The organism is Crocosphaera sp. (assembly GCF_030064895.1).
Lineage (GTDB): Bacteria > Cyanobacteriota > Cyanobacteriia > Cyanobacteriales > Microcystaceae > Crocosphaera.
In genome coordinates, this window is the sequence record NZ_JASJEB010000001.1 from 37,659 (window position 1) to 56,522 (window position 18,864).

The 18,864-nt window shown below is 37.2% G+C and carries 15 protein-coding genes and 1 pseudogene; 11 read left to right on the forward strand and 5 right to left on the reverse strand.

Features of this window, described 5'->3' with window-relative positions; genetic code table 11:
- The first annotated feature begins 132 nt into the window (after positions 1 to 132).
- Both QNJ66_RS00200 and QNJ66_RS00205 read left to right on the forward strand, forming a co-directional pair.
- Positions 133 to 474 carry a hypothetical protein gene (locus QNJ66_RS00200; RefSeq protein ID WP_300501835.1) on the forward strand — a complete coding sequence of 114 codons (342 nt, stop codon included), beginning with the start codon at positions 133 to 135 and terminating at the stop codon, positions 472 to 474.
- Positions 440 to 1,246, forward strand: a pseudogene (locus QNJ66_RS00205) (transposase); the annotation flags it as partial. The gene QNJ66_RS00200 and the pseudogene QNJ66_RS00205, both read left to right, overlap by 35 nt.
- Positions 1,247 to 1,668: 422 nt before the next feature.
- On the opposite strand, the gene QNJ66_RS00210 reads toward QNJ66_RS00205, so the two are convergent.
- Positions 1,669 to 2,502 carry a fatty acid desaturase gene (locus QNJ66_RS00210; protein WP_300501837.1) on the reverse strand — a complete coding sequence of 278 codons (834 nt, stop codon included), beginning with the start codon at positions 2,500 to 2,502 and terminating at the stop codon, positions 1,669 to 1,671.
- A 273-nt stretch (positions 2,503 to 2,775) separates the two neighbouring features.
- Positions 2,776 to 3,762, reverse strand: a complete 987-nt coding sequence (locus QNJ66_RS00215) for an RNA polymerase sigma factor, RpoD/SigA family (protein WP_300501839.1) — start codon at positions 3,760 to 3,762, stop codon at positions 2,776 to 2,778.
- 319 nt (positions 3,763 to 4,081) lie between these two features.
- On the opposite strand from QNJ66_RS00215, the gene QNJ66_RS00220 reads away from it, so the two are divergent.
- The 6 genes from QNJ66_RS00220 to QNJ66_RS00245 all read left to right on the forward strand — a co-directional run bounded on the left by QNJ66_RS00220 (position 4,082) and on the right by QNJ66_RS00245 (position 9,605).
- The gene (locus QNJ66_RS00220) at positions 4,082 to 4,222 is read left to right on the forward strand and encodes a hypothetical protein (RefSeq protein WP_300501841.1); all 141 of its coding nucleotides are present in this window, start codon (positions 4,082 to 4,084) and stop codon (positions 4,220 to 4,222) included.
- Between the two features lie 124 nt (positions 4,223 to 4,346).
- Positions 4,347 to 5,369, forward strand: a complete 1,023-nt coding sequence (locus tag QNJ66_RS00225) for a hemolysin family protein (RefSeq protein WP_300501963.1) — start codon at positions 4,347 to 4,349, stop codon at positions 5,367 to 5,369.
- Positions 5,370 to 5,386: 17 nt separating this feature from the next.
- A complete protein-coding gene (locus QNJ66_RS00230) occupies positions 5,387 to 6,682 on the forward strand; it encodes a TAXI family TRAP transporter solute-binding subunit (RefSeq protein WP_300501843.1) in 1,296 nt (431 codons plus the stop codon).
- 325 nt (positions 6,683 to 7,007) lie between these two features.
- A protein-coding gene (locus QNJ66_RS00235) for an IS630 family transposase (RefSeq protein WP_300501844.1) occupies positions 7,008 to 7,963 on the forward strand; the annotation gives its coding sequence in 2 pieces (ribosomal slippage) (positions 7,008 to 7,341 and positions 7,341 to 7,963; 957 coding nt in all).
- A 42-nt stretch (positions 7,964 to 8,005) separates the two neighbouring features.
- A complete protein-coding gene (locus QNJ66_RS00240; protein ID WP_300501845.1) occupies positions 8,006 to 8,617 on the forward strand; it encodes a hypothetical protein in 612 nt (203 codons plus the stop codon).
- 1 nt (position 8,618) lies between these two features.
- Positions 8,619 to 9,605: a DUF262 domain-containing protein gene (locus tag QNJ66_RS00245; RefSeq protein WP_300501847.1), complete on the forward strand. Its 987-nt coding sequence runs from the start codon at positions 8,619 to 8,621 to the stop codon at positions 9,603 to 9,605.
- Between the two features lie 226 nt (positions 9,606 to 9,831).
- On the opposite strand, the gene clpP is transcribed toward QNJ66_RS00245, so the two are convergent.
- The 3 genes from clpP to QNJ66_RS00260 all read right to left on the reverse strand — a co-directional run bounded on the left by clpP (position 9,832) and on the right by QNJ66_RS00260 (position 13,137).
- Positions 9,832 to 10,473 carry an ATP-dependent Clp endopeptidase proteolytic subunit ClpP gene (gene clpP / locus QNJ66_RS00250; RefSeq protein ID WP_300501965.1) on the reverse strand — a complete coding sequence of 214 codons (642 nt, stop codon included), beginning with the start codon at positions 10,471 to 10,473 and terminating at the stop codon, positions 9,832 to 9,834.
- 83 nt (positions 10,474 to 10,556) lie between these two features.
- Complete coding sequence (locus QNJ66_RS00255; protein ID WP_300501848.1) at positions 10,557 to 12,752, reverse strand: AAA-like domain-containing protein; 2,196 nt, start codon at positions 12,750 to 12,752, stop codon at positions 10,557 to 10,559.
- Between the two features lie 16 nt (positions 12,753 to 12,768).
- Entirely contained in the window at positions 12,769 to 13,137 is a 369-nt protein-coding gene (locus QNJ66_RS00260) for a response regulator (protein WP_300501850.1), read from the reverse strand.
- A gap of 204 nt (positions 13,138 to 13,341) precedes the next feature.
- On the opposite strand from QNJ66_RS00260, the gene sat reads away from it, so the two are divergent.
- The 3 genes from sat (at position 13,342) to QNJ66_RS00275 (ending at position 18,762) form a co-directional block, all read left to right on the forward strand.
- A complete protein-coding gene (gene sat / locus QNJ66_RS00265) occupies positions 13,342 to 14,505 on the forward strand; it encodes a sulfate adenylyltransferase (protein ID WP_300501851.1) in 1,164 nt (387 codons plus the stop codon).
- 265 nt (positions 14,506 to 14,770) lie between these two features.
- Entirely contained in the window at positions 14,771 to 16,990 is a 2,220-nt protein-coding gene (locus QNJ66_RS00270; RefSeq protein WP_300501853.1) for a caspase family protein, read from the forward strand.
- Positions 16,991 to 17,127: 137 nt separating this feature from the next.
- Positions 17,128 to 18,762 (forward strand): hypothetical protein, encoded by a 1,635-nt coding sequence (locus QNJ66_RS00275; protein WP_300501855.1) that lies wholly within the window; start codon positions 17,128 to 17,130, stop codon positions 18,760 to 18,762.
- Positions 18,763 to 18,864: the final 102 nt, after the last annotated feature.

Sequence of the window (18,864 nt, forward strand, 5' to 3'; positions counted from 1 at the left end):
ATCAACTAAGATTATAGGTACATTCAATAGCTTATATTCTTGTGAAGATTGAAGATAATTTTTGATTCTAATTCAATGTACAATGTATTCTGGTAATCAAAGATTGTTTACTTGAATAAATCAGGAGAAACTATGTCTGCTTCATTCATTGTATTGTTAGGGGACATTCCCCATAAACTTGATTCTAGTCCATATCAAGGCGGGTTTCAATTTGACCAAGACCTTCCTCCAAATACTTCTAAGCCTTCAATATTAATGGTAAGTGTTCAGGGGCTTGTTGAGCCTACCAAAGTGTTACTTAATGGCACATTAATCGGTGAATTGACCCCTACTTTTAATGACGAATTCTATTGGGGGGCCCAAATGATTAACGTGGGTGCCAGGGACTCAAGGGGTCCAGAATCTGGTGAATCAGTGCTGTTTCCCAAGAACCAATGGGTTGATTGGAACTTGGGATTTGGCTTTTTATCCTGAAGATACAATTAAACGAGTTAGGTTGGTGCGTAGAGCAGATGGTTATTACTGTCAATTCTGCATCTCTGTTGATGTCAAAGAGGAATTACATCCAACTCATAAAACCATTGGTTTAGATGTTGGTTTAAAGGAATTCTATACTGACTCAATGGGACAAACTGAACCCAACCCTAGATTTTATCGTCAAGGAGAAAAAAGATTAAAGTTTCATCAACGTCGTGTTTCTCGTAAAAAGAAAGGCTCAACTAACCGTAAAAAAGCCATTAATAAACTTGGTCGTAAACATCTCAAAATAAGTAGGCAACGTGAAGAACACGCAAAGAGACTTGCCCGTTGCGTAATCCAATCTAACGATTTGGTAGCCTACGAAGACTTGAGGATTAAAAATTTAGTTAAAAACCATTGTTTAGCCAAGTCTATTAATGATGCTGGTTGGTATCAATTTAGAAGATGGTTAGAGTATTTTGGCAAAAAAATGGGCAGAGTAACTGTTGCAGTTAATCCTGCTTATACAAGCCAAATTTGTTCTAATTGTGGTGCTGTTGTTAAAAAATCTCTATCTACAAGGACTCATGTTTGTGCTTGTGGATGTCAATTAGATCGGGATGAAAACGCAGCCATAAATATTCTTAATCGAGCCTTGGGTACTGTAGGGCATACAGGAACCTGGATCTTAGATCAGAACGCTTCAGGAGATTTTTCCTCTACTGTTGTTGGAGTAATCCTGCATCAGCAAGACGAGTCGTTGATTGAAGAATCCCCGTACCTTTAGGTCGGGGAGTGTCAAAGCACAAACAACAGGGAAAGTAGCATACAAATCCCTGCTTTCATGGCTTTTCGCATGAAAAAAACTCCTATTAGGTTAAAAAAAGGTTAAAAAATGACAAAAGCTTAATCAAGAGACTATTTAAGTTAAATAATTTCCTAAAACTCTTTGACACTTGCCAGTGTAGCGGAAATTACATTTATGTCAAGAGCATTCCTCTTTATCATTTATCATTTATCATTTATCATTTATCATTCGTTTGGAAGTAGGGGCGAGGTAACCTCGCCCCTACTTGAAACCTCTCCCAAACTTCTTTCTCCGGGACGGGAGAGGCTTGAAACCAAAATGTTCAATGTTCAATGTTCAATGTTTGGTAATCTTGTTATATTTCTTCACATCCTAGGGTGGGCAATGCCCACCCCATACTTCTAACCGCGTTGGTGTCGAAGTTCTAAAAATTGCTGCTCCATTTTTGTCATTAAATTAAAAGGGAAAGTTCCTTCTCGGTATAAATGAGCCGGAATTTTATGTTTAATTTCTTCGTGTAACTGAGGTAATTCACTCCAATGGCGACCACATTGAATGTGATGAGCAGTATGATAACCTAAATTACAGGTACACAAGTTGTACCAGCGATCCATAATGTTGTAGGTTGCTTTATGGGGATCTTCTTCATCTAAACCGGCATGATGGTCATAGGTTTCATGGACAGACATAAATAACAAAAAGACCATTGGGATAATAAACATGATTAATGTTTTAACCCAATCGATGTAACATAATACACCCAAAACTAAGGCTGTTAACAACAAATTTTGAATCAGTTTATTGCGAGATTTAGTATGTCTTTGTCCCACCTTAAATGCTTTAGGATATGACATCAAAGTTACCTTAAATGTATATTCAAGACGCGACATCAAGCGACCTTGAGGAGTTTTCCAAGCTGATTCATCGAGGGATTGATCTAAATAATTAAGATGATGGCCTAGGGTATGGTGCAAAACCCATGCTTCTCCGACAATTCCTGTTTGCATACCCATGATGAGTTCAATGAGACGATTAGCCCAAGGTACAGTAAAGAAATTATAGTGTTGATGATGATGATTCCAACAACAAATCCATCCTTTAATATTAAGACTGAGGGGCATCCAAATAAGCAGTGGCCACAGAGAATGACTAAAGAAAAATATAAACAAATCTATCCCTAAAACTAGCAAAATTACAGTGACAGGATAGTAATCGATTCTTTTTTTGACCAACATATTTAAGGTAAATTAGGTGAACTTGTTGAAAGATTTAAGGCAGTAAGCCTTTATTATGTATCCTTATTCTGTCTGAGAATAATTCTCAGTTCAGAAAGGATCTCCAACAACCTTACCATTTCACCTACTCTTGTTACAATCTGTTAAGTAACGGGATATTCTTACTTTTTTTAGATTACTTTCTAAGCAGACTCAGCAACTGTGGGGTTTTCTGCCTGGTCGCCCATAAAAAAAGGATAAGCGTTCTAATTGTGCTTATCCTCGGTTTTTGTGCTAACTAGCAGCTAAATATTCTTTCACGTTAGCCCGTCTTCTCCGCAGTTGGGCTAAAGCTTGATGTTCTAATTGACGAACCCGTTCCCGACTAATGTTCATGCGTTTACCAATTTTGGCTAAGGACAGTTCTTTGCCATCTTCTAGACCAAAACGTAAGGTCAAGACAGTTCTTTGTTGGGGAGTTAACTCCGCCATTAAATTACTCAAATCCTGACGCAATAATTCTTGGGTAATGTAAATATCAGGAGATACTCCTTGATCTTCCAATAATTCCGAAAGTTCCGTATCTTGGTTATCCCCCACTCTCACATCTAAAGAAATGGGTTGACGGGCAATACTGAGAAACTCCCGAATTTGTGCTGGTTCAATTTCTAATTCTTGGGCAATTTCGGCCGGTGTGGCACTTCTTCCTAAGGTTTGAGAGAGTTCTCTCTGGGTTTTCTTGATTTTGTTCAGTTTTTCGGTAATATGAATCGGGAGACGGATGGTGCGCGCCTGTTGAGCGATCGCCCGTGTGATGGCTTGGCGAATCCACCAGTAAGCATAAGTAGAAAATTTATAGCCTTTGGTGGGGTCAAATTTCTCCACACCTCTTTCCAGTCCTAAACTTCCTTCTTGAATAAGATCCAGAAATTCCATGTTGCGCTTTTGATATTTCTTGGCAATGGCAACCACTAGGCGCAAATTGGCTTCAATCATCTTTCTCTTAGCCCGTTCACCCTGTTCTAAGGCTTTTTTAAGAGCTTTTTCGTCTACATCTAGCTCTTTAGCCCATTGTTTGACTGTGGGTTCTTTCTCTAAGCTTTGAGCTAATTCCTCTTTTTTCTCCAAAAAATTCATCATTTTTTGGACTTGTTTGCCATAAATAATTTCTTGTTCATGGGTTAACAGAGGTACCCGCCCGATCTCATGCAGATAAGTCCGCACCATATCTGCTGAATACATGGGCTGTTTGGTTTTGGTGTTAACGTTAGCAGTGGGCATTGGTACTATATGACTCCTTTAAACCTGCTTATAAAGTCTGTTGCTAAACTTATCTTTCGCATAAATTGTCTTTGTTAATACAGAAAGACTAGAAAGAAAAGCTACAAGGTGAAGTCGGTATGACTTTAACTTGTTTGTATTTTAGCTCATTCGTTTAGACGATGACAATATTTGAAAGGTTCATTGATTGGGATCATATTCCTGGAAACATTAGAATTTTGTTACAATTTCTTAGACTCATTAGGGTGAAATGTTCGCTAACCTAGATAGGGAAAGAGGCTAATCAAGCCTTTGTTATTCGTTAATCAGGATCAATGCTATGTCGGACTTAAATCGTGGCATTATGAAGTTTGAAGGGGCTGATAAACCTTTCTTGGTAGCTGTTTCAGCCTTTTTAGTTCTCGGTGCTATTACTGCTCTCATTATCTGGGCCTTGAAAACGGCCTATACCGTTGGTTAAGTTTTCTTGATAGTTTCTTACTAACAATAAAATTTTGTTAAGCTTAAACGCTAATTTCCTAACGATCGCCAAACCCACTCCTTTACTGGGGCAGGTTTGGCTTGACTTAGCAGTAATTATTATTATGTTGCTGCTATCGGCCTTTTTTTCTGGCTCAGAAACAGCCATTACGGCCTTTGATAATTTCAAGTTACGGGGACTAATCGACAAGGAGGGCGATTCGTCTGGAGTTTATCGTTTAGTCTTGGAAAATCGTCGCCGCTTTATTACTAGCTTATTGATTGGTAATAATTTGGTCAATAATTTTTCAGCTATTCTTACCAGTAATTTATTTGCCATGTGGTTGGGAAGTGCTGGTTTAGGAGTTGCTACGGCGGTGGTTACAATTATTGTCTTGATTTTTGGAGAAATTACCCCTAAATCTTTAGCTATTCTCAATACTCGTGCGTTTTTTCGTTGGTGTATTCGTCCCATTTTTTGGTTATCTAAAGTATTATCATTTCTGAGAATTGTTCAGATTTTCGAGAGAATTACCCAAAAAACAATTCAGTTATTTGAAGGAAAATCAGACAAAAATATCCCGGTAGGAGAATCATTGACCGATCTACAATTAATGATCGAAATTTTGGGAGGTAAAGGAAAACTTGATTTATATAAACATCAACTATTAAATAAAGCGTTGAGGTTAGATCAATTAATGGCTAAAGATGTGGTTAAACCTCGCCTAGAAATGATTACCATTGCCCATGAATTAAGTTTGCAAGAATTAATTAACTTATCCTTACAAACCGGCTATTCTCGTATTCCCGTGCAAGGAGAATCTAAAGATCATATTGTGGGTATTGTTAATCTGAAAAAAGCCTTACAAACTTTGCAATCTGTTCCTAAAGAAAGACGCTCTCAAATTAAAGTAACAGAAGCAATGGATAACCCCATCTATGTTCCCGAAACTAAGCGCGCTCCTAGTTTATTAAAAGAAATGCTGCAACAGCGATTTCATATTGCTATTGTTGTTGATGAATATGGGGGAACTGTAGGGTTACTGACCTTAGAAGACATTTTAGAAGAATTAGTGGGAGAAATTTATGATGAAAGTGATTCCCCTTATATTCGTCAAAATTTATCCACTGGCGATCGCTTAGTTTAAATGTAAATAAATATGCTATGAAAGAGAGTATTTTCAGAAAATCAGCTATTGTTGCGGCTTTAGGCAGTGTATTGCTAGTAATTACTTTTGCATTTTTATTATTTGAAGATCACAGAAAAGTTCACACTTTAGTATTAGCAACGGGGCAAAAAGAAGGTCAATATCATGCTTTTGGTCAAGCATTATCTAAGGTTGTAAATAATCATAATAATCGGATAAATATCAAAGTTATAGAGAGTAATGGATCTCAAGAAAATCTTGAATTATTACAAAATAAAGATGCACAACTAGCCTTAGTTCAAAGTGATGCAATAATCAATAATTCTACCAAAGCAGTTGCTTTTCTTTTTCCCGAAGTATTCCATTTAATAGTTCGTCAAGATTCTCAAATAGATGATATTAGTGATCTTGAGGGAAAACGTATTGCTTTGATGTCAGAAGGCAGTGGTTCGTATAATATGTTTTGGAGATTGCAAGAACACTATCAATTAGATATTGATAAAATCAAAACTATTCCTTTGCCAATTACCGAAGCACATCAAGCATTAGAAAATGGAGAAGTAGATGGGTTATTTCGGGTTGTTTCCTTAGAAAGTCGTGCCGTTGTTCAATTACTCAACAATCCTCAAATCAAACTAATTCCTATCGATCAAGGAGCCGCTTTACAACTAGAACTTCCTGCATTAGAAGTGATGTCAATTCCGAAAGGAAGTTATAATGGTGCTAGTCCCACTCCCTCAGAAGATTTGCCAGCAGTAGGAGTGCGAGCGGTATTAATTACTAATAAAAAGATTAATCGAGAAATTATTTTTGAAATTACGAGAATATTATACGAAGCAAGGAACGAATTGGTGCAAGAATTTATCCAAGCTTCTATGATTGAACCCTGGGATGAAAACCCACATTTAGGGTTTACATTTCATCCGGGTGCATTGGATTATTATAATCAGGGTAATCCTAGTTTTTTGGTAGAATATGCAGAAGCGATCGGCTTAGTTTTATCGGTTTCAATGTTATTAATATCTGGGGTGTGGCAAATGCGTTCCTGGTTCACAGGAAAACAAAAAAATAGAGCAGATTTATATAATTTACAGTTACTAAAAATCATCGATCACATTCAAGAAACTGAAGATTTACAGCAGTTAAGAAAGATAAGAGGGCAACTTTTAGCTATGTTAAATGAAGTGATTGTTGATTTAGATAAAGATTTAATCAGTCCTGAGTCTTTTCAATCATTTACCTTTCCTTGGCAAGTTGCTTTATCAGCAACCTATCAACGAGAAAATTGCTTAGTTCGTTTAGAGAATGATTAACCTAGAAACTATGAAAACTGCTTTAAAGTGGTTTCTGGATAATGTTTATAGATTTTTAATGTCCATTGCCCACCTTGCATTTTAAAGCTTTTTTTACTAGAAATAATGCTATAGCACTTCTCATACTTGTGAGGTACAGAGTTTTCTAGTTTTAGGAGTTCGGAGTTCGGAGTTCGGAGTTCGGAGTTAGGTATTAGGTGTACCTCATGAGTCCGAGAAAGGCTATATAGCATTTCCCAGGCTAGTGAGGTACAATTGAATAGCCCTTACGGGAAAATATCTGTGAGCGATCGCCGAATTCCCTGTTTATTCAATATACTTTGAGATGAAAGCCTATTCTGTTGACCTCAGACAAAAAATTATTGATGTTTATAATGAAGGTAATCTATCTCAACGTCAATTAGCCAAACAATTCCATGTAGCCAAAAGCTTTGTCCAAAAGTTGCTTAAACAATATCGAGAAACAGGAAATATTGCTCCACTTAAACGAAAGAAACAAACACCAACAAAACTTAATTTAACACAATTAAAAGTTCTTGAAGAGTTAGTCAAAAATAATAATGATGCGACTCTAGAAGAACTTCGTGACCAATTCATAGCCACAACAGGTATTATCATTAGTCGTTCAACAGTAGATAGAATGTTGCATCGTTTTAATTTAACTTTCAAAAAAAAACACTGCATCCAACCGAAAAAGGGAGTGAAAAAGTCCAACAGCAAAGATTAGAATTCTGGGAAACTATTCAGAAAATACTAGCTAAAGACCTGGTTTTTCTAGATGAATCGGGAGTTAATTTAGCTTTAATTCGTTTATGTGCAAGGTCTGAGAAAGGACAAAGAGCTTATGGACAAAGACCATCAAAACGAGGGATGAATGTATCTATTATAGGTGCAATGACTTTAAATGGTATTGTTGCTCAATCTAGTCTAATGGGAGGAACTGATGCACTCACTTTTGAGGCATTTATTTCTCAAAAATCAGTCCCCAAACTGTGGAAAGGAGCTTGTGTAATCATGGATAATTGTTCTATTCACAAAGGAGAAAAAATTAGGTCTTTAATTGAAGAGGCCGGAGCTAAGTTACTCTATCTTCCTACTTATTCTCCCGATTTCAATCCCATCGAGAATTGTTCGTCAAAGCTTAAAAGTATTTTACGTCAGATTGGTGCAAGAACATATCCTGATTTAGCAAACGCTATTGAATATGCCTTAAACCAAATCTCTGGAGATGATATTCGTAACTGGTTTATTCATTGTTGTTATTGTACCTCACTAGACTGAGAAATGCTATATAATGGTTTAAAAATCCGATAACTTTCTCTGATGAAAGAGTTAAAAACATTCTTCGACAACGTAAGACAACTTAAAAATGAAGAGGAAATAACTGATTTTTGCCGTAAATATTTAATACATGGAATTCCCTATATATTTACTGATAACCAAGATAACTATTATGAATTTAGAAAAAGAATCGCCAATCAATTTGACATTAACTTCTATGAAATCTATATTACAGGTTCAGCAAAATTAGGATTTAGTCCTTTTAAAGAAAAGAAATTTGATGATGATTCAGATATTGATGTTGCTATCATTTCCCCTCAATTATACGAAAAAATGTTAGAACCTATTTACGAATATCAAATGGAATTGAGAAAAGCAAGAAAAAGTATAACCATAAGAGAATTAGAAAAATATCACTCTTTTCTTGAATATACAGCAATTGGTTGGATTCGACCTGATAAACTTCCTTTCTCTTTTGATGTAGGAATCTTAAAAGATTCATGGTTTGATTTCTTTAAATCCATTTCTTATGGTAGATCAGAAGTGGGGAACTATAAAGTCTCTGCTGGAGTGTTCAAAAGTTATTCTTATTTTGAACGATATACAATCAGTAGTTTAAAACGAATTATCAACTCACAAACACGAATAAGATAAAATGCAAACACAAATTAAATCATCAGTAACCAACCCCACTATAGCTGATATTTACCAAAATATAGAAAGCGGTAAATTAATTCTTAGACCAGATTTTCAGCGCAAGTTTGTTTGGACTCATGATCATCAAGAAGAATTTATTGATACTATCTTAAAAGGGTATCCTTTTCCAGAAATTTACGTTTGTAAAGGGGAAGTGGATACAAAAAAAATGCGAACAACAGAATGGGTAATAGATGGACAACAAAGATTAACAACAATTAAAAAGTATATTGATGGAAAACATGATAAACTTTTAAAAAAAATCACAAAATTTGAGGAGTTAACTGATGACGAAAGGTCAGATTTTTTATCCTACCAAGTTGTAGTTAGAGATATCGGTAAAGTGAATGAAAGTGATATTAAAGAAGTATTTAGGAGAATTAATTTAACTAAATTCAAACTTGAAGATATAGAGATTCATAATGCTGTTTATGATGGTGAATTTATTCAAACAGGTAAAGATATATTAGAAAATATTGATTTAAGTAATTTTCCTGTGTTTCGTGAATCAGAATTTACTCGCATGGCAGACTTGTACTTTATTTTATTAGTTATGTCAACCTTGGAAGAAGAGGGTTATTTTCCTCAAGACAAAGAAATAGAACCCTACATTGTCAAATTTAATGACGAGTATTCCAATAAAAACCATGTTAAAGCTTTGTTAATTAAAACTTTTGCTATTATTAAAGACTTTCAACTTGCTGATGATTCGATTTGGTATCGAAAATCTAACTTTTTTACAATGGTAGTAGAAATAGCAAAAGTTGGAGCAAATATTTGTCAAAATTTAGCCAGCAAATTAGAAGCATTAGAACAAAATATTATGGATAATAAACATAAAGACAATGAATTTGGTGAATATTACAGATGTATGTGTTCGGGAACCAACCATAGAAAAGCTAGAGTCGTAAGAGGAGATATTTTTAAAAAATATACATTAGATTAACTTGTTATTTTCTTAAACGTCATCTAATTGATGAAACCATGGACCCACTTATTGTGATTTTGAGTTGGCTCAATCAAGATGTTGAAATCACGATCACAACAAGTCCTAAAACCCAGATATTTGATTGAGCCAGTAGGGTGGGCAAATGGAATAATCGAATAGTTAATCAAAATATGTTCAACATTGCCCACCACAACCGAACTATGAACGAGAATGAAATCGTCTCTTATCCAGCAATAACAGGAGGGTTACTTGCTGAAGGACGACGGTTAATCACCTGGTCAATTAACCCATACTCTTGAGCTTCTTCTGCGGACATAAAGAAATCTCTTTCTGTATCTTCAGCAATTGTATCTAAGGGTTTTCCAGTATGACTTGCTAAATGGTTATTCAATAATCCCTTAAGATACAAAATTTCCTTAGCTTGAATTTCGATATCTGTTGCTTGGCCTTGGGCCCCACCAAGAGGTTGGTGAATCATAATCCGAGAGTTAGGAAGACTCATGCGCTTACCCTTTGCTCCTGCGCTGAGGAGAAATGCTCCCATACTAGCAGCTAACCCAATACAAATGGTACAAACATCAGGACGTATCTGATTCATGGTATCAAAAATACCTAAACCTGCCGATACAGAACCCCCAGGAGAGTTGATATAGAGGTAAATATCTTTGTCTGGGTCCTCTGCTTCGAGGAATAACAACTGAGCAACGATTAAATTGGAATTTTCATCTCTTACCTCTTGTCCAAGGAACACAATACGTTCTCTTAAGAGACGAGAGTAAATATCAAAGGCCCGTTCCCCACGGCCAGAGGTTTCAATAACGGTTGGAATCATAAAGTCTCGATTTTTTTTGTCATTATTCTTAATTTTAACGATTTTTTGGATCAGTTACCAGTTAGCAGTTACCAGTTATCAGTTAAATTTATTTTCCACTATTCACTATTTACTTTTTACTGATATTTATTCTTCATACATTCTATCCAGTTATTATTGAAAATTTCTGCATAGATTGGATTGTGAACTTTTAAATACTGTTTCTCTTTAATAATTAATCCTGATAAAATTAATTCTTTTATTTCCTCATCATCACAGATAGGATAATTCGGTTGATGTAATATGGTTTGATATGTTTGTAAGAGTTGTTTTTTATCCAGAGATGTTTGTAAAATACGATCGCGAATGGTTCTTAAATGTTGGGGATCGTCTTGGGATTCCCAATTTTCTATAATCTGTGATCGCACTAAATTAGCGACCCATTTATTTTCTTGATTTTTCATAATTTCTGTTTGAGATTTATGAATTAATTGACAAATTTTTTGGGTTAAAAACGGTTGACCATTTGTCCAAAACAAAACAGCTTTTAAGACAGCTTGGGGACGATTAACTTTAGATTTTAATCCTTGTAGTAAAGGTTGTGCTTCGTGGAATTGAAATCCTTGTAAATGAATTGCTTGCCCAATATTAAAAGGAGTTCTTTGTTTATCTTCTAATAATTGACAAGGACTAGCTACCCCAAACAAAGCAAAATTAATTCTTTTATAATCAGGATTATCAGCCCTTTTATTGTAACAACTCCTCAAAAAAATAAAAAAATCATCCAGAGAAAAATTTAAGCTTAAAACACTGTCAATTTCATCAATAAAAATAACAATATTTTGACCAACATTAGGCAAAATTATCTGATATATCAATTCTCCTAAACACTGTACAGGAGATAAAAAATTATGTTCTTTTAACCATTGTCTAAAATTAAACTTATCTAATAAGTCTAAACCACTTAATAATATATAAATGAATCCTGCATACCATTGTTTTATGTTTAGTTCTCGATTACCAATTTCTGATAAATCTATAGCAACACAAGCAAAGTTTTCTGCTTGTAATCGTTTCATAATTTGAACCCGTAAACTAGATTTACCCATTTGTCTCGCATTTAAAACATAACAATATTCTCCTGATTTTAAGGCTTTATAAAGATAGCGATCGGCAGAACGAACTACATAACTAGGTGCATCTATTGGTAAACTTCCTCCCACTTGATAATCATATTTTTTTTCATTTTCAGCACTCCTTAATAGAGCATTTTCTATCATTAAATCTGCTTGAGTTGCTTTGAGAATTTCCAAGGTTTCTGTTAGTTCTTGGGTTCTTTCAATAACTTTTTTTTCTAGGGTAGCATTATAATTAGACAATTGATCTTTAGCCTTTTGTAAATCTAAATTTTTTTGAGCTAGTTCTTGAGTAAAATGGGCTCTTTCAGCTTCGGCTTTTTTCCTTTGAGTAATATCTTGAAAAGCTGCAATCACATAAGAAATATTACCTTTTTCATCATAAATAGGTTGAGCAGAAATTGCTAGAGGTATACGCTTTTCTTTATGACGAATTTCGATATCCGAAATAGTATTATTTTCTCCTCTTAAAGCTCTTTTAATTGGCAATTGCTCGATGGGATATTTCTCCCCAGTTTCAAAACAATAAGGTTGATAAATTTCAATTAATTCATCATAAGTTATATCAGTTCTTAATTTATCACCAAACATTTTTTGAGCTTCATTATTTGCATAATAAGGGCAGTTATTCTGAGCATTAATAATAAAAATTCCTACAGGAATACCTGCTAAAAACTGAGCCAGTTGCTTTTCATTATTTCGTAGTGCTGCCTCTACTTCTTTTCGCTTTTCAATCTCTAGTTTTAACTCTTTAAAAGACTTTTGTTGAGCCAATTTTGCCTTTTCTTCTTGTGCTAAAGCCGTTTTAATCTGTTGAACATGATTTAAAGTTTTAGTAGTAGTTATTTCTAAATCTTTGAAATTAATTGGTTTCGTTATAAAATCAAAAGCACCACAATTCATAGCTGCCCTAATATTATCCAGATCACCGTAAGCAGAAATAATAATTGCTTTAAGAATAGGGTCAATTTCTTGTAGTTTAGTTAAGAGAGTTATCCCATCCATTTCGGGCATATAAATATCAGTTATCACTATATCAATGTTCCCATGAATTTCGATATATTCTAACGCTTCTCGTCCATTATGAGCGAAGACAAAATCAATTTCTTTTTGCCTTAATTTTTTTCTAAATTTTTGTCTCATTAGTCGTTCTAAATCTAATTCATCATCAACGACCAAAATTTTAGGAATTTCCATAGAACTTAGTTTTCACTTAAAATAATTCACTTATTTTTTCTTTGAGATGTTCAAATTGAATCGGTTTAGTTAGATAATCATCAGCCCCATATTGTATAGCAGTATCATAATTGTAATCATCGCCATAAGCAGTCACCATAAATACCTTGATTGTAGGATAATCTTCTTTAATTATTTTCAACAATTCTAAGCCATTCATTCCGGGCATATTAATATCAGCTAAGATGAGAATTAAATGATTTTCAGTTTGCTCAAGAGTCTTTAAAGCATCTTCAGCAGAAAAAACAAAAGAGAAATCTAGCTTTTTGTGTCGAATTTCCCTTCTAAACTTTTGTTTGAACAAGAGAGTAATATCTTGTTCATCATCAACCACCATTATATTCATGGCACAATTCCTGAAAATTTTTTCTGACTAATCAAAGATTCCACCGCTAACAACTTTACTGTTAATTTATAGGATCAACTTAGACATAAGTGCTTAGATCTTAGCATTAAAGCCTTCTTTCGACGATTAATTAGGTTCGTTAATCCAAAATTCCCAGACCCTGGTACGATAAATCCTGACAGCTACTATAAACATATAATTAAGATGACACATACAGATGGTATTGCCCCTCATGGGGGTCATTTAATTAACCGTATCGCCACGCCAGCAGAAAAAGAGGAATTTTTAGCCCAAGCCGACAAATTACCCAGAATTACACTAGATGAACGAGCTACCTCTGATTTAGTGATGATTGCTATTGGTGGCTTTAGTCCTCTTAAAGGGTTTATGGAAAGGGGCGACTACGAAACCGTAGTCGAAGAAATGCACTTAAGCAACGGGGTACCCTGGTCCATTCCTGTCACCCTATCCGTAAGCGAAGAAGTAGCCGACTCCCTCAAAGAAGGAAACTGGGTAAGATTAGACGATCCCAACGGTAACTTTATCGGAGTTCTCGAACTAACCCAGAAATATCACTACAATAAAACCCACGAAGCCGTCAACGTCTATAAAACCGACGAAAGCAAACACCCCGGAGTTAAAGTCGTTTACGAGCAAGGGGCAGTTAATTTAGCAGGGCCCGTTTGGTTATTACAACGGGACGATCACCCATTATTCCCCAAATATCAAATTGATCCAGCCGAGTCGCGCAAATCATTTCAAGAAAGAGGATGGTCCACCGTTGTTGGCTTTCAAACCCGTAACCCCATCCACCGCGCCCACGAATATATCCAAAAATGTGCCTTAGAAGTGGTAGATGGACTCTTCTTACATCCCCTAGTCGGTGCCACCAAAAGCGACGATATTCCTGCCGATGTGCGGATGCGTTGTTATGAAATTATGATGGATAGTTATTTTCCCCAAAATCGGGTAATTTTAGCCATTAACCCCTCAGCCATGCGCTATGCTGGCCCCAGAGAAGCCATTTTCCACGCCATCGTCCGTAAAAATTATGGTTGTACTCATTTTATCGTGGGACGGGATCACGCCGGTGTAGGAGACTATTACGGAACCTACGACGCACAACATATTTTTGATGAATTTGATGCCGAAGCATTGGGTATTGTGCCAATGAAATTTGAACACGCCTTCTACTGTAAACGCACTGGACAAATGGCCACCAGTAAAACCAGTCCCAGTGCTAAAGAAGAACGTATTCATCTATCAGGGACTAAAGTTCGAGAAATGTTAAGACGAGGAGAAATGCCACCCCCTCAGTTTTCTCGTCCTGAAGTCGCCGCCGAGTTAATTAAAGCCATGCAGAGTTAATTAGAAGAAGGGGGAGACTGGGGCAATGGGAGACTGGCAATACTTCGTAGGTTTTGCTCTAAACACTCCAGTTAACCAGTTAAGTGAGGCAAAGAGTACTTCCCCCTCTGCCCCCCCTGCTTGTCTCAAACTGACTTTGTGATCTACTGACACTTCCAATTCTTCCCACACTCCCCACTCCCCGTAAACAGCAAATTTGTAATAGAATTAATGAAACCTGCATAATGGTGATAGCGGTATCTTCCCAAGAGAGCAAACAGAAACAATGAAATGGGATCGGCGCACTTTTTTACAGACCTTACTCACCTGGGGGGTCGCTCAAGAAAGCCTGAAATGGCTATATCCAAACCAAAAAGTCCAAAAATACTATCAAACCTTAGCAGAACCCACCCATCGAAAATTAGCTTTATTGGTGGGGATAAATAATTATGGACAAAGATACAACCTCAAAGGCTGTATCACTGATGTTGAACTACAAAAAGATTTACTGATTCATCGCTTTGGGTTTAACCCCCAAGATATTCTGACCTTGACCGATAAAGAAGCCACCACTCAAGGCATTAAAACGGCCTTTGTGGAACATTTAATCAAACAGGCCAAAGCAGGGGATGTGGTCATCTTTCACTTTAGTGGTTATGGGAATTACGTTAACGTTCCCTCTGAGTTGATGGCTACCCCGACTAAACAACTAGCAGGAATTATTCCTCAAGATGGAATTAAATTAAGAATAGGAAAGCCCAGCACTAACAATATTTGCGAGGAAACCATTAGGTTATTAGGGCGATCGCTTTCTACAGAGAAAGTAACTATGGTCTTTGATACCAGTTACCATAGTAGCGGTCAAACCCTTCAAGGTAATCTAAGAATTCGCTCTTTTCCATACTCAAGCGATAGCATAGACCCAGAAGAATTAACCTTTCAGGCAAAACTGAGCGAAACACTCCCCAAAAATAAAGCCTCAATGGAACCAGGTATTATCCTCACTGCTGCTGGACCACAACAAGTAGCCACGGAAATGAAAGGGAATGGTTTTAGTGCAGGACTGTTTACTTATGCTTTGACCCAACATTTATGGTCGAAAGCACCGGCAAGTTCTATCAATATCACTCTCAACAAAACCGCAGAACAAATACTCCTTATTATGGGAGGAGAACAACAACCCCAACAAGAAAATAGTCCCCCTCAACCTCTTTTTACCTATTATCTTTTGCCCACCACGAATCAAGGAGCAGAAGCTTTTATTAGTGGGGTTAAGGATGCAGATACAGCGACTATTACCCTAACAGGTTTTCCCATCAATATTCTGCGACATTATGGGATAAACTCGGTCTTTAACGCCATAACTGACCAATCATTGTCTTCAGTTCCCTTACAACTGCGTTCTCGCAATGGTCTCAAGGCCACAGTAAGGCAACTGTCTCCAGAACAAAGCCCGAACCCCCCTTTAAAAGTGGGACAACTCTTACAAGAGTCCCTTCGTTGCCTCCCCAGCAGCATGGGTCTAACCGTTGCTCTCGATCCTGAATTACAACGCATTGAACGAGTTGATGCCACCAGTGCTTTTTCAGCCATTGATATTGTTTCTGATGTGCTGAGCGAAGGAGAAGAACCAGTGGATTGTATTTTAGGGTTACGCTCATCCGTAGCAACCCCATCAGATCAACCCCAAGAAAGCGCAACTTATGCCCTCTTTCTCCCCGGAGGGTTCCAACTACCCAATAGTACCGGAAACTCAGGAGAAGCCATTAAATCCGCCGTTGGGCGATTACGTCCCTTTTTAGAAAAACTCCTAGCCCTAAAATTATGGGGCCTAACCCTTAATGAAGCCTCTTCTCAACTCCCTTGTCGTATCACTCTCGAAGCACTCGATCCTGAACCTTATGCCATCGAACAACGGCAAACCACTCGAGGAACATCAACCACAGCACAACTGCCAACCGGCGAAAACAATAACGATAGTGTAACCCCAGTCCCCAATGTTCCAGATATCCCTCAAGTACCTAGAGGAACTCGGTTACGTTGTCAATTAGAAAATCTTGGACAAAAACCCCTTTATTATCTAGTTTTGGGTATTAATAGTAATGGGCAAGCCATCGCTTATATCCCTCCTTACGAACAAGAAAGAAAGGCTAACCCCAATGAACAGCCTTTGATTCAACCAGGGAAAAAGAATTTTGTTCCCCCCACTTCTACTGGACTCACTTTGACAACATCTAGTAGCCAAGGATGGGAACAAATTTTAGCGATCGCAGCGATCGCCCCTTTTGAGGAAACCCTAAAAGTCCTCCAAAAAATCCCAGAATTTAAACCCGATAAACAGCAAATTCTTACTCTAGATAATCCTTTAGCAGTAGCTCAAGCTCTCCTTAAAGACTTGGCCTCTGCTAGTAGCGCAACTAACACGATCCTTGAGCCTAACCCTGATAGTTATATTCTTGACGTTCGAGCTTGGTCAACTTTAAGCTTTATCTATCAAGTGATCTAAAAAACATAACATTTTGACTGTTTCCCTATGCCACTTGCCTTTTAGGGTAGAATGAGTGTGAAAGGTTACGACTACTAAAAATCTAACTTTCGGTTTCTCGGCTGGCTCCTATAACTTCACTGTATGTATCAATTTTTATGAATAATTTGCCTCAAACCACGCTACGTCGGCTACAAAAAATCCCTCAAATTCCCAGTGTTTGGGAAGGCGATCGCCGTTGTGTCGCTGGTCTCAGAGGTAGAGTTTCTGGCAACTATGCAGAAGAAGAATGTATTATCTGGGTTGATGGTTCTCAAGGTGTCGTTAGGGCTATGGATGTAGCAGCCCCGGAGGCAGGGCCTGAAGCGGTAGTCAGAACTCTCCTGCGAGCGATCGAGTCCCCTCATACTCCTTCCCAACCGGGCCGACCACAAAAGATTGTGGTGCGTAGCCGAGAATTACAGTTTTTCCTACGAGGTGCTTTACAAAGTTTAGATATTGTCGTTGATTATGCCCCAGATTTACCATTAATTGACCAACTGTTCCGTAGTTTTGAAACAATTGAAGATACTCGTCCCCCGGCTTTGCCTGAAAATTACGAAGCGGAATTGTTACAAGTCGCTCATGATGTGGCTCAAGCTGCTCCTTGGGATTTCCTAGCTGATCACGATATTATTTCCGTTGAATTGAATCGTTGGGGAGTTGAGACGATTTATTTTTGTGTGATGGGAATGGCTGGAGAAGAATATGGTCTCATTCTCTATCGCTCTTTGGAGTCTCTTAAAAAGTTTCGTCGAGCCGCTCTGGAGGAAAAGTCGACCGATCAGCTTGAACAAGCTTTTTTAGCTCAAGATTGTTGGTTTTTGAATTTTGAATTTCCTGATAATTTGGAAGAAGAATTTCCTGAATATGATTTCGATGAAGAAGACCTTGAAGGGGAGTTGAGCCTACCTAGATACGGCAGTATTCACCCCTACGAAGGTATCCGTCCTTTTCTGGATGAAGACGAAGCTAAAATTATTTCCTTTGCCATACAAGCTTTCTTAAGATTCTTTAAACGCAATCAATTGTCATTAGGTGAAGATATTATTGATAAGATCGAAAGATATCATCGCTTCACTTATTTCTCAGAAGACAATCCCAGCAACACCATTCAATTCAAGGTTTCTACTCTCCCTGAACTGACAGCAGAATTATTAGAAGGGTTAGAAGACGATGAGGATGATGATGAAAATGACAGACTCAGATTTCCTATAGTCGATGATCTGATTCCCGACAATTCTTTCTTAAGTTTAGGGATGATTCCCTGGAGTGTTCTTGAGGAATTACAAAATAACCCGAAAACCTATTATCCCTTGCAGCAAGCAACCCCAAAAGGAGAGGGAATGCCTGTGGTTGTTGTACAAACTTCTCGCCCTAAAGCCAAACAATTGATCGAAACTCTCCAGCAAGCGGGTAATGTTCAGGGGGTTTGTTTTAACCCAGGTGAAGATCCTTGGGAAGAATTAATCTACGATTTGGGCATTTTACAAACAGGAGATAATTCTTTATTTATTTTCGGCGAATTTATGCAGGATGATCCCGAACATCAACAAGCTAGGCAAAAATGGGAACAACGTTGTCAGCAAACAGGGGGATACTGCGGTTTGGTGGTAGCGATGGGAGTGACTGGTAGTTCTCGGGGTAATCCTAATCTCAAGGATATGTTGGCTGTCTTTGAAGCTCAATATCTTGAACCAAAAGCCCTGGCTATGGGAATCTTACAACTGATGCCTGAATCTGAATTCGATTAAGGTCAACTTTTTTACTAACAGCAATTCTTAAAAATATCTAAAAATACTATCTTGGATCAAAAAGCAGTGTTAGTATCGAGTCCGATTATTTTGTAGAAGTTG